The sequence below is a fragment of the Pseudomonas caricapapayae genome (genome assembly GCF_001400735.1).
In the GTDB taxonomy this organism is placed as follows: domain Bacteria; phylum Pseudomonadota; class Gammaproteobacteria; order Pseudomonadales; family Pseudomonadaceae; genus Aquipseudomonas; species Aquipseudomonas caricapapayae.
This window is the reverse complement of record NZ_LJPW01000005.1, coordinates 53,544-69,737: the sequence shown is the minus strand read 5'-3', so window position 1 is coordinate 69,737 and position 16,194 is coordinate 53,544. Positions and strand designations below refer to the sequence as shown.

At 57.2% G+C, this 16,194-nt stretch carries 13 protein-coding genes and 2 pseudogenes; 3 read left to right on the top strand and 12 right to left on the bottom strand.

Annotated elements, in window-relative coordinates; genetic code table 11:
* Positions 1 to 439: 439 nt before the first annotated feature.
* Positions 440 to 898, top strand: a complete 459-nt coding sequence (locus ALO80_RS30360) for a hypothetical protein (RefSeq protein ID WP_144434190.1) — start codon at positions 440 to 442, stop codon at positions 896 to 898.
* A gap of 132 nt (positions 899 to 1,030) precedes the next feature.
* Here ALO80_RS30360 and ALO80_RS00855 read toward each other — a convergent pair.
* The 7 genes and pseudogenes from ALO80_RS00855 to ALO80_RS00825 form a co-directional block, all read right to left on the bottom strand.
* Positions 1,031 to 1,648 (bottom strand): annotated as a pseudogene (locus ALO80_RS00855) (DUF4113 domain-containing protein); the annotation flags it as partial.
* 385 nt (positions 1,649 to 2,033) lie between these two features.
* A complete protein-coding gene (locus ALO80_RS31825) occupies positions 2,034 to 3,140 on the bottom strand; it encodes a hypothetical protein (RefSeq protein WP_235812432.1) in 1,107 nt (368 codons plus the stop codon).
* Positions 3,141 to 3,388: 248 nt separating this feature from the next.
* Positions 3,389 to 3,703: an HU family DNA-binding protein gene (locus tag ALO80_RS00845; protein ID WP_055007583.1), complete on the bottom strand. Its 315-nt coding sequence runs from the start codon at positions 3,701 to 3,703 to the stop codon at positions 3,389 to 3,391.
* A 176-nt stretch (positions 3,704 to 3,879) separates the two neighbouring features.
* Positions 3,880 to 5,206: pseudogene (locus ALO80_RS00840) on the bottom strand (replication initiation protein).
* Between the two features lie 409 nt (positions 5,207 to 5,615).
* Positions 5,616 to 6,044, bottom strand: a complete 429-nt coding sequence (locus ALO80_RS00835) for a GntR family transcriptional regulator (RefSeq protein ID WP_055007582.1) — start codon at positions 6,042 to 6,044, stop codon at positions 5,616 to 5,618.
* Positions 6,045 to 6,208: 164 nt separating this feature from the next.
* Positions 6,209 to 8,500, bottom strand: coding sequence for an F-type conjugative transfer protein TrbC (gene trbC, locus ALO80_RS00830; RefSeq protein ID WP_055007581.1), 2,292 nt, complete (start codon positions 8,498 to 8,500; stop codon positions 6,209 to 6,211).
* Entirely contained in the window at positions 8,487 to 9,569 is a 1,083-nt protein-coding gene (locus ALO80_RS00825; protein WP_055007580.1) for a thioredoxin fold domain-containing protein, read from the bottom strand. Before ALO80_RS00825 ends, trbC begins: the two co-directional genes overlap by 14 nt.
* Before the next feature lie 91 nt (positions 9,570 to 9,660).
* Between ALO80_RS00825 and ALO80_RS00820 the strand changes: the two genes are divergently transcribed.
* Positions 9,661 to 9,861, top strand: coding sequence for a type II toxin-antitoxin system VapB family antitoxin (locus ALO80_RS00820; RefSeq protein WP_055007579.1), 201 nt, complete (start codon positions 9,661 to 9,663; stop codon positions 9,859 to 9,861).
* Complete coding sequence (locus tag ALO80_RS00815; protein WP_055007578.1) at positions 9,858 to 10,235, top strand: type II toxin-antitoxin system VapC family toxin; 378 nt, start codon at positions 9,858 to 9,860, stop codon at positions 10,233 to 10,235. Before ALO80_RS00820 ends, ALO80_RS00815 begins: the two co-directional genes overlap by 4 nt.
* Here ALO80_RS00815 and ALO80_RS00810 read toward each other — a convergent pair.
* From ALO80_RS00810 to traW, 5 genes are all read right to left on the bottom strand, one after another.
* Positions 10,225 to 11,427 (bottom strand): secretion/conjugation apparatus DotM-related subunit, encoded by a 1,203-nt coding sequence (locus tag ALO80_RS00810; protein WP_055007577.1) that lies wholly within the window; start codon positions 11,425 to 11,427, stop codon positions 10,225 to 10,227. The two genes, ALO80_RS00815 and ALO80_RS00810, sit on opposite strands and share 11 nt — an antisense overlap.
* Before the next feature lie 92 nt (positions 11,428 to 11,519).
* Positions 11,520 to 12,167: a plasmid IncI1-type surface exclusion protein ExcA gene (excA, locus tag ALO80_RS00805; protein WP_055007589.1), complete on the bottom strand. Its 648-nt coding sequence runs from the start codon at positions 12,165 to 12,167 to the stop codon at positions 11,520 to 11,522.
* Positions 12,168 to 12,215: 48 nt separating this feature from the next.
* Positions 12,216 to 14,357, bottom strand: coding sequence for a DotA/TraY family protein (locus ALO80_RS00800; protein WP_055007576.1), 2,142 nt, complete (start codon positions 14,355 to 14,357; stop codon positions 12,216 to 12,218).
* Positions 14,358 to 14,384: 27 nt separating this feature from the next.
* Positions 14,385 to 14,987, bottom strand: coding sequence for a conjugal transfer protein TraX (gene traX, locus ALO80_RS00795; protein WP_055007575.1), 603 nt, complete (start codon positions 14,985 to 14,987; stop codon positions 14,385 to 14,387).
* Entirely contained in the window at positions 14,977 to 16,191 is a 1,215-nt protein-coding gene (gene traW, locus ALO80_RS00790) for a conjugal transfer protein TraW (RefSeq protein ID WP_055007588.1), read from the bottom strand. Before traW ends, traX begins: the two co-directional genes overlap by 11 nt.
* Between the last annotated feature and the right edge of the window lie 3 nt (positions 16,192 to 16,194).

The following is a 16,194-nucleotide window of genomic DNA, read 5'->3' as shown; positions in this document are numbered from 1 at the left end:
CTAATAGGGATATTATAGATAGCACTAGGCTGGCGCATCATGCATAAAATCTTAAAGCCCAGGTGCAGGTTGCGCATCCCGTTGCGGAGAAGTCTCAGGCTGAAATCATCAATGGGGTCCGGGGATCAATGGAACCGTGAACCCACTTAAGACCGTTGTGCTACCAAGGCAACGTAATTATTCCTGCGCCAGAACTGTGGGAACTGTATGTGACGCCTCGTGACCAGCTCTCACGAAGTGACTTCGTGCGCAGACATCGCGAAACGGCTTAGGGTGTCATTTCGCCCTCAGTCGCGCCCCCACGAAATGCTCTGAGGTACACGTAATTTCGAAGGCGTTATGGTAGCTTTGCCACCGAGCTCGACGAATTCAGCGAAGGAATAATAGTGAAGCTCCAGCGCTGGATTTAGCCATAACGTCCATTAAGTGAGGTGTATCTATGGAAACAGATTTTTTTTCAAAAGAAAGGCTGGTTCTTTTTGCTATTGTGTTCGGTTTCTCGGTAGTTACATCCGGGTTCTTGGCATTTGATCTTTCAAGCTTTATCGGTCTTGACTTTTTTGCAGCTTGGTCTCTTTTATTGACTGTACTTATAAGTTTATCCTTGTTGCATTTTTCTTGGTATTACAGCCGAATATATAGAGATAGTTCTATATTTTTCAATATATTACCTTTAGCAATTGCTGTGATTTGGTTAGGGTTGGGTGGAGCATTAGAACAATGGGCGACTGAAGCAAGTCTTATATCGATACGCTCTGGTGAACATGCTATGTCATTTTGGGGCAGTGGATTTTTCCATTTTTTTGGCTTTGTGCTGATCTTCGGGCTTGGCTATTTTCGTTTTTGGGGGCTTATCTTAGAATTTCTTGCGGATATTCCGGATTTTTTTAGACGTTAAAGGGAACGTACGCCGGAACCACCGAAACTTCAGTTATGGGTGGGGAGCTAGAACTGGGGGTTTGGGGAGCAATGGAACAGAAAGTGCACTTAAGCCCAGTGCCCACCCAACCCCCTTGGTCTCCACTTACCATCACTTAGCCTTTACAACCCACAGCTGATTGAGCCGCGTCGTGTAGCTCTGGCTCATCTGCTCACGGCGCATGCCCCAATCCGGAACGACTGGTACTGATCCTGTACGCAGCGTTCCACGTCCCCACTTGCCGTTGATTGAATCCAAAGCGGCCATCAGCCGATCCGAACTCGCCGGCTGATGGATCGTGAATAGGTCGTCGGTAAATTCGCCTGGCTGGCAGATATCCATCAGCAGCACTTCGGCTTTGCTGTACCTGAAGCCTGGGCGAAATATTCGCGAAACCGCCTCTGTAGCGAACTGGGTCATCAGCCTGACATCGTTGGTGGGGTAGGGCAGCTGGACCAGAGCACCGTTCGCATACTTGGCTTCGTCAGGATTGAACATGCCGGTGCGGATGCTCACCCGGATCTTTTTGCACACCGATCCCTGAGCGCGTAATTTCTCTGAGGCACGCATCATATAGGTGGCCACGGCCTCTTTGATCGGCCCCAGCTCGGTCAGCCGCTTACCAAACATTCTGCTGCAGCAAATCTCCTGGCGTGGCGGTTCCACTTCATCCAGCTCCAGGCACGCAGTACCCGCCAGCTCGCGTGCCGTTTTCTCGATCACGACGCTTGAATCGCCCCGGGTTTTGTGGAGGCCGTTTCGTTTAAGTCAGGCCGCTATGGCCTGACCTGCATGTTACTGGTGGAAGTTTGCCTCAGCCTCTGCAGGCGGTATAGGGGTCCGGGGATCAACGGAACCGTGAACCGACTTAAGACCGTTGTGCTACCAGCGCAACGTAATTATTCAGCCCAAAGTCAGACCTGCTAACGCTTTACTAAGTAGAAACTTGGGTCAGCAAAATTTCGGCAACTGGGTCAATTCTGCGTCAGCAGCAACAGCCAGTGCTCATCACTGAGCATTAATCCGGGCATTACAGGCTCGTATTGGTGTGTGAGAACTCCAACAATACGGGCCTGTTTTAGTATGGATCAAGTGGTCGAAACGGGAACAGACCCTAGCCTAAGAAGCGCTTACCCAACCGGGCTTGGTATTTGGGCGCACGCTCAAGGGCGAGCGGTAGTTGCCTCTCGACGTTACGGCGCTGTGTCGTGATAAATGGGACGGTGAACGGCATGATCATCGCCATCATCGAGCAGCCGAATAGCATTCCAGCGGCAACTTTGTATTCAACCCAAGTATCAGGGGAGACGCCCAACGAAACAATGCCAACGACTACGCCCATGCCGCCAAGCTTCAAAATGAGCGGGTTGATTTTGGTGTACTTCATATCAAACGCTGTGCAGGGCATTTCCTCCTGTTGGTACTCGGCTCGTGCTTTTAGCGTGTCCATATCGATAGTCGGGGCTTTTCCGATCAAGTCAGGGCAGCCATTCGGCGATGTATTGCCTGGACGCTCGAAGAAGGAGAGCTGCACCTTCTCTGGAGCTGGGTAGACAGATGGCCAACGTTGTTCAAGGGCAACCCCATATGCGTTGAGTAAAGGGACTGCCCAAGTCGGGTAGGCCACCTTTTGTACCCAACGGCGGTCGAGGACAGCCCATGTTTCGTCAAAACCTTCTTTCCTCACCCTATACAATTCGATACGATAGGACGTCGGGTAGTCACGCTCAAAAACCTTGGCTGGTATGTTGTCGATCCCCTCTTCCCGAAAGAAATCTACGCGATTCTTTCCTTCGCCCGGTGCGAAAAGCCCCAGCGCCTTGATCCATGTGTACGTGGCCGGGTTGAGCTTTTCGGCCAGTAAAGCCTCTGTGCTGCTGAGTTCCTCCACCCTGCGGTTCACCTCGTCTTGATCAAGATGTCGGTGGCGCCACTTCCAGCTACAGCCTAGGGTGTGCGCAGTGGGTACTACAGCAAACACATATTTCTCTATACGATCACCGGCTCTATAAAATGGCACTACCATGGCGAGAAAGCACGGGCCTTCATGCGGGCCATAGGCGCCGCCATGAAGTTCACCGACAAGCATCTTTGCATTTCTCTCAGACGCAAGTAAATCGAGATGGAACTTGTTACGCACCAGCTCTTGGGCTGCCCTGGACATTTTTTCGGACAGTCCAAGGTCTAAAGCTGGTGCTCGATCATCAACTGATTCAGGCATTTATTGGGTCCTATAAGGCAAGGCGGTGTACGCCGGAATCCCAGAAAATTCCGTCAGAAAGCATCACCAAAATAGTTCCCGGTTGCTTTTGCTATCCGATACGGTTTTCCGTACATATTTAGGCGCTCAATCAAGCCGTTTTCGGCTTGGCGGTGTCGCTGCCGGAAAACAACTGTTTGCCGTCAACGCCCACCAGTACTGGATTCCCAACCATGACGGAAATTCAGGCGGTTTCGGCGTACACCCCATTAACGTGTTTGATTTTTCGTCTTCTGAGACGTCCCGTTGTTGATCGCGTCGTTCAGCGCTTTGGCCGGGACGAACTTGACGACTTTCTTGGCCGCGATTTCGATGACAACGCCCGTCGAAGGGTGGCGGACAGTGCGTGCTGGGCGTTCTGCCACTTTCAGTTTGCCGATGCCCGGTAGAATGATTTCTGCACCATTTCCCAGTTGGTCGGCAACGACCTGTCCCAATTGCTCAAGAGCCTTACTAGCGGTGGTGTTTGACGCGTCGATAGCGTCTGCGATACCCGCGACCAATTGGTCTTTAGTCAAAGCCATGATGGTGTTCCTGCCCGATCAGATTCGTTTGGATTGCAGAGTAAGCCGTAGGCCTGGTGTCGGCAAGAGCAACGACCTCCAGCAACAACCGCATAGATGCAAGAGATAGAGACATGCGAACCAAACCTGGTTCTGCCCAAGAGCTCACATTAACTACCTCATACGCCCACTCCCCATCATGAACAATAGTCATGTTTCTGTTTTAAGAGCTCTCCAGCTTGCGGCCCCTGCGGCCCCTGCGGGACCGCAGATATCTGATGTACACCATGTGACACACCTGGATCAGGGTTTGTTAGGCCCTGCTTTTTCAGGTCTGATTCGGCATTGATAGGTCGCGCTTGGTCGCGCTTGGTCGCGTTTGCTTGCAGCTGGGACAGTGCTTGCCTTGAGCACACTGACAGTCGCAGGCGTGATCACCTCCGTCAGGATGTGGGCGTACCTAGCCACCGTGCTCGCAGAAACGCCGGCGAGCGTGGCGATGGCAGAACGTGCCAACGTCTTGCCTTGGGCCTGTAACTGCCTGCACGCAGCGCGGATCTTCGATTCGGTGGCTTTGTGCCGCAGTTCATGGGTCCTCTTGGCCGCCAGGCTCTGCCGCTCGGTGAGCGACAAGCTGCCATCGAGCTGCATTGCGCCTCGATGGCAACGACGATCACCGGTGTACCGATCCCATGTCCAGCGACCTACGGATTTGACCGTGGCGCGTATCGAGGACAGCGGCAGGTTTTCCGAAAACCCCTGTTTGAGAAAGCTGTTGTGGTTGTACGCATACGCATCGAGCGAGCGCATGAACGACTCAAACGAGCCCAGCTCGCGCTCGCGATTGACAATGCTGTACGCAAAGTAGCGCAGCTGCTCGAACAGGATGCAGTGACGCGAATGGCTGACCTGGTCAAGCTTGGGACCTGTGGCCCAGGGTTTGACGGTCAGCTCTACCGCGCTCGCCAGTTCGCCCAGTTCATAGACGTGGCTGTGGAATTCAGTCGTCTCCCACCAGGGGTGACCGGGTGTTTTGGCCACAGGGCCACCGTGGTAGTCCACGTCCGCGTCGAGGCGAGCGGCAAACGCGGCATAGATCGCTTTCATGTACTGAATCGGCTTGGCCCGTGCGTTCTCAGTGGTGCACACGGACGGCACGGCATAAAACAACTGGGAATGGCCGCTTTTGCGGTTACGCACCATCAGGTTCGGCGCGGGCAAACCTGCATCGTCCCAAGCCAGGGCGTTGGCATGGTCCAGGTCGAACACCAGCCAGGACACCATGCCGGGGCGATTGACCTGCATATAGGGATAACGCAGCGCGTATTCACGAGGACGAACGCGGGTCGCGGTTTTGTCATCGCTGCACCGCGCCATATACGGCGCTTCCAGCAATAACCGATTGAGCGCGGTGCCGTCTTCGAAAAAACGCGCCGGCGGAAGATATGTGCTGGTGGCCAGCGGATCGGCGTTGGCCGTGGGTGAGGTCGCGGGGGCAAGACTGATCGCGTTGTCGTGGCTCATGCTTCACCGCCTTGGCCAGCAGGTTGGCCAACGGCGTGAAAGGGTGTGACGCAAGGGGTCAACTGGGGGGGCAGGGTGCTGTCATCGAGGACGCGCAGCCGCTGAAGAATCTTTTCCATAAGTCCACCGTTCAGCGGTGAACTGAAGGCTTCACTTTTGACGGCTTGCACAAAGCCGCAGTGAACGCCATAATCAGCTCACGTTATGTGTGTTGAACAGGTGATCCGCGAGTAAACGGCCTGTTCAGGATTGTCCAAAAAGCCCCGCCGGCAAGCGGGGCTTTTTGGTTTCTGCGATTCATGAATCTACATCGTCGCTTTCCTGCAAATAAAACTGTGCCGGATAGTAACATGGGGACCTCGCTTTTTGCCCTACAAAATCCGTTGCTTTCAAAGAGCTAGGACACTTGTCAGCACGGGGCAGGGCGCAGCTGCCCCAGGACGCGCAGGATTTCGTTTTCAAAGGCCACTTTCGATTCAAGGTCGGCCAGCCTCTTGTGGGCTTCTGCAACGCACCTCAGCAAGCCCGGCAGGTGACCGTACTGGGGCGGCTCATTGCCGTTCGTGACCAAGTAGCCTTTGTGGTACTGCGCGGCGATGTAACCCTGGGTCTCCAACGAGCGCAGCGCTTCACGCACCGGCATGCGGCTGACCTGGAAGGCATTGGCAATGGCTTGCTGCGCAAGCCGTTCACCCGGTTCAAGCCGTCCATCCATGATGGCTTCGCGAAGCGTTTCCTCTATCGTCTCGCGAGGCAGCGCTATGGGCTGTGCAATGCCGAGGGCAATGGTTTCAAGCACGTGCTGCGCGTGCAGCTTTTGTATTCTGCGGTTACTCATTTACAGCTCCTTTCTACGCATGCGAACAGAACCCTACGCTGGCGCGCCGGACTCGGCGCTGCGCAGGGTTAGGCAGTAGATTTCGTAGGTGCCACCTCCGGACCTGGAGGCGGCGATGGCCTGGCTCTTCCCTTCATCGGCTGCACGCCTACCCGTGCGGTCTGTCAATCCCAGTCGAACGGCGCCGGCGAATAAGACCCGTCGTCGAAATAGGGCGGTGGCTGGTCGTGACGAGGGGGAGCGGGCAGTGTGGCTCTCGGGCCAGGGGCCGCCTTGCCCTGCACCTTCGGCGCTCTGGCCGGATCGATGTGCTGCGCCTGGTAGGCCTGCAACCGCTTGCTGCCCACGGCCAGCTCCAGCGCTGTGGACGATTGCGCCACATAGCCACTTCCGCGCTTGGGCATGTGCTGCAACGCCGTGTGCCATAACAGGGTGCTACGCACCGCCGCTCCAGGACGGCGACGCCAGATCTGCCGCCACTCTTCACCCAGCTCGTTCAAAACGACCAACGTCGGATCTGTCAGCACCAGGTTTTCAAGGTCCGATCGGCCAGGCTTCATCGCCAGGTGATAGAGGATCTGCTGCACGCGGTCCGCTCGCGGATAGCTGCGCCGTATGTGCGCGGGCGCTCCGGCCAACAAAGTGTCCAACCCTGGCGGGGCGACCTCGATGAAGCGATTGATCTGGATCGCTTCCTTGGACAGCTTGTCAGCATCGTGAATGTACAAGGAGCTGCCACGGATCACTTCGCCCTTGAACAGGGTGATGTTTTCACCTTCCTGCAACTGCTGGACTTCTTCGACACTGACCTTCTTCTGCTCTTTGAGACTCAGGGTGTCAGACTCCTCCCAGCTACCGCCCATCATGCCCGCCTGGCGCACCATGCCGCTCATTTCCGGCAAGTACTCGGTACCGGCCATCAGCTGCAGTATTTCCAGGGTGTCCTTGGGGTCCATGATTTTCCCGGTGATCCGCACACCCATGTTCCCGATCAGCGTCCACACCTTGTCGCCGGCTGCCGACTTGAGGCGCTGCGCCTCCTGGCTGGCCAGGAGCAGGCAAAACCCCAGGGAGCGTACCTGTGTGGCCAGCTCGCCCAGTTTTTCGGTGTAGTACGCCCCGACCTCGTCGCAGATCCACAAGAACGGGAAGCGATCCTTGTACTTGCGGATCACCAGAATGTCTTCGGGTTTGCCCTCCAGTTTTTCACCCAGGTCCTGACTCAGGATCATGGCCAGCTGGGACACGTACAAACGCCCCAGGGTCGCCGCCTCGCTCGAAGAAATCTCCAGTGCCGGAATCAAGACCACCAGGATGCGATCGTTATGCACCACATCCTTGAGATCGATGTCACCGGCATCACGGGCAAACACATGGCCATAGGTGTCATTGAACAAGGCCAGCATGCGGGTGAATTGCTGGATCAGAAAACCATGCTGATCCAACGCGGTGGTCGCCCATTCTTCCGGCGAATCCACCTTGGCCAGGTCAAAACCAGACAGGGTGCCCAGGTAGTTTTTCAGGGGCAGTTGGGCATCCTCGTGCCATTGCTGCTCCACCGACTGGATGTAGAGCTTGGCAATGGCCCGCAGCGGCAAATGCGCCTGGATCGTGCGTTGGGACATGACCGTGCCTTCACGTCGGCACTTGTACACCAGGGAAAACACCAAAGCCTGAATCATGGCGCGGGCTTTTTCTTGCCAACCCGCATCGTTGCCCGCAGGGGGCAGCATCGAGTCCATCAGGTTGATGATGTAGGTTTCCTGAGCAATGCCAAATGCGTTGATGGTGTTGGTCTGCCCTCGGCTTTTGTTGTCCTCCAGCAGTTCCTGCGCCCTGGAGCGGCCCCCGGTGATGAAGTTCATCATCCGAACGTCGTCTTCACGGCCAAAGCGCCGGGCCAGGGACACAATGGCAGCGGCCACATCATTTTGAGCCTTGCCGTCCGAATAGATCAGGCCCTTTCCATAACCGAGCTGGCCTAGCACATACCCCAGCAGGGCTTCGGTTTTGCCGGCACCTGTCGTACCGAACATCAGGATATGACGGGTCATGTCATCCATGGACAGCCACAGTTCACGCCCTGCGTCACGACCGCGCAGATACCCCATGTACAGGATGCCAGCGGCCTTGAGCATCACCGTGCGCATGGCCGTAATCGGCAAGAACCCCAGCAGCTTTCTGGGCTCCTGACGTTGCGTCGAAGGGTCGAGTCTGTCCATGTCCATCGGCATGCGCATGGGCATCTGCCAGGGTTCAAGCAGCATGACCGGGGCCCAGACCAGCAAGGCCGGCAGACTGAGCCACAGGCTGACCGGGTACAGGACGCCTCCCACCACCGACCCGGCCAAGCCCAGCGTCAGACTGCCGGGGCCCATCAACCACTCAGCCAGTGCCGAGTGGTAAACCCGCCGATTCAGGCGCGTGCGCTCGACGGCATAGTCATTGGGGCGCATTGGACACCTCCTGAACCAGGTGGGCAGGTTGCTCATCGAGGAAGGCTTTAAGCCTGATCGGATCACGCAGCAGCGTCTGCGGCACATAGCGCCCATCGTCGCTGATCACCCAAGGCGTGCCCGGTATGCGATAGGCCTGATAGGCCGCCTGGTTGATGCCCAGGGCCTTGACCGCCACGTCACAGTCCGGTTGTTTCGCCGTGTTCGAATCCACCCCTGCCGACGCCTGCTTCTCCTGCTTTTCTTGGGCTTTTCCGAGCTTCACGCCCTCAGGCACCGGATCGAACAGGCCATCCCACGCGGCTTTGCGCTGCTCAGGCGGCAGGCACAGCACCGGCGTAATGGCGGCGATCGACTTCTCCTTACCAATCACCGGCACTGGAAACACCACCACGTTGAAGGCGTCTGAGAGTGTGTTGAGGGACGACTCCAGACGCTGGCAGTTCGGACAACCGGGGTCGGAGAAGACATACAACGTCCGCGCATGGCCACTGGAGTACTCCACCGTGAACAACTTGCGCTCGGCGGCGTTGTGCAGCTTCTGAGGGAGTGTGGCCCGAACCTCCTTGGGCAATGTCCAGCCATCGTCGGGTGCCACGTCTGCAGCGGACTGGCGTAGCTCAGAAGCGATCGGCGCCGGCGCGCTGCGCTTGGCCAGGTCCTGCCTGGGAGCGCTCGGGGCTGAGGGGGTGATCACCTGCGCCGCCGGCATTGCAACAGGCCACTCAAGCGTTCGGTAAAGCCATGGGGCCGCGAGGCAAAGCACAACCAGCAGCACGAACACGCCCATCAGACGCCGCAGGGTCTTGCGTCGTTCATGGCGCAGCAAAGCGTGCGACAACGCGGTCAGTAGGTCATGGGTCTCGTCGCTGTCATGGGTTTCAAGTGAGAACTCAAACCCCTGAACATCGCGGCAGACCACGCCGTCATTGCTCAGATAAAACGAGTGCTGATGGCGAAGGTCCAGGGTGCAGATCGTGCGTGTCACAGTGCCTGCAGCCTGAAAGACAACCAACTGATTGCCTTGGATATTCACCGAAAACGGGGCGCGCAAAGGTGCCGAGGCCATGGGGTTTCCTCTTTTAAAGTAAAGAATTAATAGTGCTTTTTTGAATCACAGTTGATGTAGAGTTACATCAACTTTGAAGCAAGGAGTCATCATGAGAACGACCGTCACCATCGACGATGCGTTGTACCAACGCGCTCTGGAAGTTGCCGATCCAGCTATGGATAAAGCAGACCTGTTCCGTGAAGCGGTTCAGACGTTTGTGCGCATTCAAGCGGCCAAACGATTGATCGCTTTAGGCACCGCCATGCCCGCGATGGACGACATCGCTCGCCGACGCGAGAAGGCACAGTGAAAGGCGTTCTGGTAGACACCTCCGTTTGGGTTGAACACTTTCGTCACAACAGTCCGGAACTGGTGAGCTTGCTCAGCCAGGACAGGGTACTCATACACCCCATGGTGATCGGAGAACTGGCATGCGGTACGCCGCCTGATCGCTCAAACACCTTGACTGACCTTGGCGACCTGCGAGGAGCCCAACAACCCACGGTGAGTGAAGTCGTCGCCTTTCTGAACACCCACAAACTCTTTGGTTTGGGCTGTGGGCTGGTGGATATGACGCTTCTGGCCTCCGCTTTATTGAGCGGCGCAGCGCTTTGGACGTTAGACAAACGCCTGGAACGTTTGGCTAGCCGCATGGCCGTGTCATACCAACCTCCTACTCACTAAGCTCATCAACCACAGGTGGCTGCACGGCATACACCGCTGTCATGACAGGAAGGTCAGAGGCCTCCCGACGCCTGGCCGTGACGACATGTCGCGCAAAGACCAGCCCGATGCTCTCCAACTCGGCCTGCAAGCCGTCAATGGCCTGGGTCACCATCAATCCTGGACGTGGCAGTCCCAGCTTATGGGCATGGACTTCTGCCCGCGCCTGGGCCTGAACACCCGCGCCTTCCACAAACACCTTGGCCGTGTCGGCACTGTGCAGGGCATACCACAAGGTGCGGTTGACCCCTTTGAGCCAGCGAAAGCGCGCCGGTGCCAAGCGCAGATCGCGGCCATACAAGCCCACCAGCGCTGTGCGCATCGATCGATGGCTTTGCAGCCACTCACTGACGCCCGGTGCTTTGGCAACGCGCTCAAACCCCGCATCGGCCAAGCCGTAGAGCGGCGTCAACGAGTAGGTCTTGCGCCGCAACAATCCCTTGACCATGCAGGAACGGTTCAGGTCATCGAGCAGGCGGGTCGCCGCCTTGCGGTCATTGAGAAAGACCTGCAGGCCGAATACGGCCAGCAAGGCCCGCTCATAAGGTGCCAAGCCCAGAAGGCCATCATGAACATCGCCGACCTGCTCTTCGAACACCGCACGGGCGGCCTCCCGATCCAACGCTTTGCGCTGCACCAGGGTGTAACGTTCGGCAAACTCCTCGGGCTTGAGAGCCCAGGCATTGCCGGTGGAGGTGTCATTCATCAAGCCATCGGAACTTGACGCGGCCAACACCGGAATCACCGAGGGTGCGAAATGACTCAACAGCCCGGGCAGGGTGTGAATGTTCACCAACCGCTTGCTGCGAAAGGGCAGTACCGGATGCTGAGCCAGGCCAATGCCGCTGACGATCACCAGCGGCGTCAGAAACAGCAGCAGCACTCCACTGGTGTGATTCATCACCTCAAGCCATTCACTGAACGTCACGTCCTTGGCGTTGTTGGCCACCTCGGCCAACAGGTTGATCTTGCCACCGGCCCAGACATGGATGAAGGGGAAGTCCACCATTTTCCATAACCAGTAAAGCGTCCAGGTGGTCCAGTACACGAAGATGTCGAAGAACAGCCAGCACAACAGGATGGCAGCACCAAGCGCCAATAACATCTGCGCTTGCTCGCCCTCCCATGCACCTTGGGATTGTCTATTTTGCATTGTGATGTCCCACAAAGAGTCACACCGCCCGGAGTGGGCGGTGTGAGAGAAAGGTAAAGCGCGTCGGGAACAGCTGAGGAGGGGCTAACGCTTCACGCCAGGCGTGGGATCTGCACGTTCAGATCACGCTCTAGCGCTTCAAGATGGTCGTGCACATAGCGGTTGAACGGTTGCGGGGTGCTGTACTGCTTCTGCTTGTGCTCCATAGCCCCCAGGGTGTCGTACCAAAGCTGCGCCAAGGGTGTTCCGATTTCGATCCGTGGAAGATCCGGGTGTTTGGTATAGAGGCGTAAGATGCCTTTGCCTTCGACCTCGCGGTTGGTCCAGTCGTCCATGGTCAAAGCCACCACATCTACCTGCCCCTTACGAATGCGGTGCACGTAGAGAATGGTACCGTTCTTCGTGTCGATGCCCAGGTATTTGCCGTCGCCCTCGTGATAAATCTCATTGGTAGGGTCTGGGTTGAAGAACTGCGGCGATTTTATGGCCCCTGTGACTCGCTTGAGCAGACGGCGGCGACTCAGTACGCCATAAATGAATATTCCCACGGGAATCAATATCGCAGCCCATACAAGCATTGAAAACTCAATTGTTTCTACTTTTTCGGCACCTTTATAGCCAAGTGCCATAAAAAAAGTGACCACACCTATGAACAATAAGAATGGAAAAGCCAAAAGCATGTAGGCCAGCTTGATCAGCCAGATCAATGTTTCTCTACCCGTTCTAAGACGTTGAGCCATGAGTTCACACTCCAAGAAGCACATTTGTAATGTTAGACGCAAAGAGCCTTACTGAATTCCATCCCCACCGTTACCACCGGGGTTCTTCGGTTGCATTTTAACCCCAGGAACACGCTGAGCGCCGCCACCCGCCGCCCCAAACATGCCTTTCATGTTATCGACCATGCCGCCCATCAGGTTGGCTCCTTCACGACCACCCAGGAACGAGATCACGTAGTCCGCCAGGGACGCTTGCAGGCCAAAGAGTCGAGTTACCCCAAAGGTCGCAATGCGCGCATAGAGCATCAACCACCCGATCATCTTGAACAGTCCCACGATCGAGTCCGCATTGGCATTGGCCAGCGCCGAGGCGAATAACAGATTCAGGATCGTTCCCCCAGCCACTACCGCGACCGAAGCAAAGAAAAATCCCAAGACCATCAGCGAAGGCCGCAGCATCATGTCGATCAGGAAGATATAACCGTAGGTACTGCGACTTCCCTTGTCCTCTTCGGCCCCCAAGTGCGTGGCAGCCCACATTGAGCCTGCCGCACAGCCCACCAGCACACTGACGACCCAGTTGAATATGCCCACCATCCAGAACAGAAAGGGCACGGCGGGCAGAAATACGGCCAGCGAAAAACCGATCGCCAGCAGGGCGAACATGACGAAATAGAACATCGGGGCCAAAGCGCCCAGTACATCCTTCACCACCGCCCCTACATCCACCGAAAATATCTTGGCCCCCCAGCCCAACGGCGAATTACTGGCCGATGAGGCAGCTGCCCACGTCCCTGCATAGGCCACCATCAGGGTTTCAACAGTTCCCAGCGTGTAATCACCGATTGTTTGCATTTTGATGAGTGGATTCACCTGATCGGAGAAGCTAGCTGTAGTCCCTGTTGTCGAGGTTGCTATTGCGTTTGTAATTTTCTGCATCGGCTTATTGAAAATGCTGACGAATACAGCGCTAGGCTCAACCGCCGTTGCAGCCGCGCCATCATCCTTGGCCGTCTGTGTCCCCAGCGGCGCGGTGTAATTACTGTTCTGCACCTGCGATTTGTAGGCTGCGAACACCTGGTTATACAAGTCGCCGGTGCCGTGCTCGCCCAGGCTGCTCATCCCTGTTACCACCGGCGTTGCGCTGGCCACGTCGTTGGTCTTGTTATTGGCCGTCGCGAACGTGTGGTACCAACTGCCCAGGGCCACCCAACCACTGCTTTTGATCTGACTCGACAGCTGGCTTTGCAGCGTGTCCTTGAAATCGATCTTGTTGAGGGCCAGATTCACCGTGTTCTCATAGGCGGCGGCTGCGTTCTGGATCTGCGTTTCGGCGTCCTGAAAGCTGCCCACATCCTGGTCGCGCTTGCTCAGGTAGGTGGCGACAAAGGCCTGTGCCGCTTGATCCAGGGTACCTTGCATCGTGTCCAGCGCCTGATGCTGCGCGGTGATCACACCGTTGGTGTCCACCTCACTGTCAAACAGCAGGTTCCAGGTCCCGGTACGGCCTGTATTGGGCGTTTTGGCCGAGCCACACACCGCACTGCCGTTGCCGGTGTCGTACGCGCCATCGCCACCCTTGGTGGTGATCAATGGCGTGTTGGCCACACCAAACGCATACAGCGACTCCAGCTCACGGTTGATCGCGTACTTGCACAGATTCATCTCAAAGATACCCCGCGCTGCGCTTCGGGTGGAAGGGGCCGTGGGCTGCGTCACCATCGAATAACCGCTGTCCATCATGTCAACGGCCTTATCAGTCAGCAGATTGGCACTGCCAACCCCCATGGTGGAGCAGGCCCATACCATGACGAGCTGGGCCAGTGACCACCCTGATTGGGTGGGCAAGATCATGATGAAACCGGCAAACGTCATGATCGGGTACAGCGCAGATCGACCGCCTGCGAAAAACTGTCCCTGATGCCCAGCCTTCACGATGGTTTTCAGGGTGATGGTCAGAAACCAGAACAGGGCCATCACGGCCAGGACGCCATTGATAATGGCGAACAGTGAGCCAATCAAGGTTGGCTGTGCGGGTGCAAATGGATCGACGGCGACCTGGCCCATGATCATGACCATCGCCTGGCGCGAGAGGTCATTGGGCTTTTGGGAGGCTGCCGCGATCGTCTGATAATCCACGTTATCGGCCAGTACCGGCACGGAGAAGGCCAGCAGAAGACCGACCCACCAGAAGCGTTTAATGAGGTTCATGGCATCTGTCCCTATGAGTGGTCGGTATTACTGGAGGTGGCCGCGAGTCAGCACCAACTGGCGCCACCGGGTCTCGACCAGAAAGTCGTTGAAGGTCCCTCGTTCCGCTACGCTGACGCGCCTTTTCTGCAGTTGCCACAGTCGGTAGGTCGCGATCAGCGTTTTAACGAAGCCCAAACTGGCGATGGCCACGAGGACCAGGAGCGTTACCGTCGCCCGAAGAAAGGTGCTCAAGGGCAGGCTGAAATTGGCCAACAGCAGCATGGCAAGCAGCAGAACACTCAGGCAGGCGCTGACCATCATCAAACACCACCAGGCGGTCCGGATGCGGTTGTAGGAGGTCAGCAGCTGCTCGATGGACCTTCCCGAACGAGCGACAGCCTCACGCCAACTGACACCGACTGCATCTGCCTCAGTCGTTGCTGACGGCGGGGTGAGCAACGACTTGAGTAGTTTGAGCTTGTGCACCGCTGGTTTCATGCCCCGGCGATAGAGCACCGCCAGGTCCGAGAACGGGTTGAGGATCGACAGCCCCACGTGCCCGACGCGCCGTAATGGCGTATCAGACGGCTTGTCGTGCGGCGGCGATTGTTCGTCCACCGGCTTTGTTGCGTCTGGATCAGTTGCCATGTGCCGTAACTCCCGTGCTCATTTTGGCCCCCAGCTCCTGAAGCTGCGGAACGTATTTGGCGTCTGCCGCCAGGGCCAGTTGCTGGCCGGCAATGATGTTGGCCTGACGCTGGTCGTTTTTGAGGCCCAGCTGCAACCAGTTACCCAAGCTCTGCACGCGCACCATTTCACGCATCAGGTTGTCTCCGCTCAGGGCCTGAAGGTCGGTTTCATAGGCGGTATTGGCATAGCGCCTGCCCACCTCGAAAGCCTCGAACTCGCGTTCGCTCATCACCCCGGTGCGTTGCGCTTGCTGACTGCCCATTGAAGCGAAGTACTCCGCCGCTGACGGGTTCTGTAGCGCTTCTTGCAAGGCCTCCTGTGTGGCCGGGTTGGCTTGACTGGCGGCGATGATGTCCAACTGAGGTTGAGTCGCGGCGCTCTGAATCGCCTTGTACTGGGTCATCAGCCCCTGATACTCACGTCCCGTGGCCGACTGGATATCGCCCTTGCCCGGTGCCCGCCCCCCGTCATGGCGGGCCGAGTTCTTCATGTACGCCATGCCGGCATCGACCTGATCCTGATTGAAGGTCAGGTCGGGGGCCTTGCCCACGGCTCCGGCCCCGTCGATCAACGAGCGCATTTCGATGTCTCCCCCAGGCAAGCTGGAGACCTGCGGGCACAGGTCAGTGCCGCCGTACTGGGCCGCTTCGCTTGGTGTGCAGTACTGCGCGTGCATGGCGGCACTGCGATAGCCGCCCTGACGCGAGGCCACCGGCTCGGAAGCAATGGTCTTCTGCACCACGGCACTGCCGACGCCTGCCCCGCTGGCCAGCACCGCCGTTTGCGCACGGCTCACCTTGCCCACCGTGGCCGCGACCCCAGAGGCCGACTCGCTGCAGATGCTGTCAGCGACCGAATACTGTTCGCGGGCCCGCTCCAGACGATCGGTCTGACGGCCGAAAATATCGGCCTCGCGCTGGGCTCGTGCGGCTTCTGAAATAACCGCGACTTGCTTGTCACTGGCCTGCACGATGGCCGTGCCGATTTGTGTTTCAGTGGTCAGGATTTCCGCCAGGGTGGTTTGCAGTAGGCTCAGGGCCGGCACGACCTCAAAGGTGATAGGCGTACTGGTGACGACTGCGACCGGCTGGACGTACGCCAGTACCTGTTGGGCTTGGAGCAGCCCCACGGTCAGCGCTGTTAACGCATAACGATTTTTCATGGT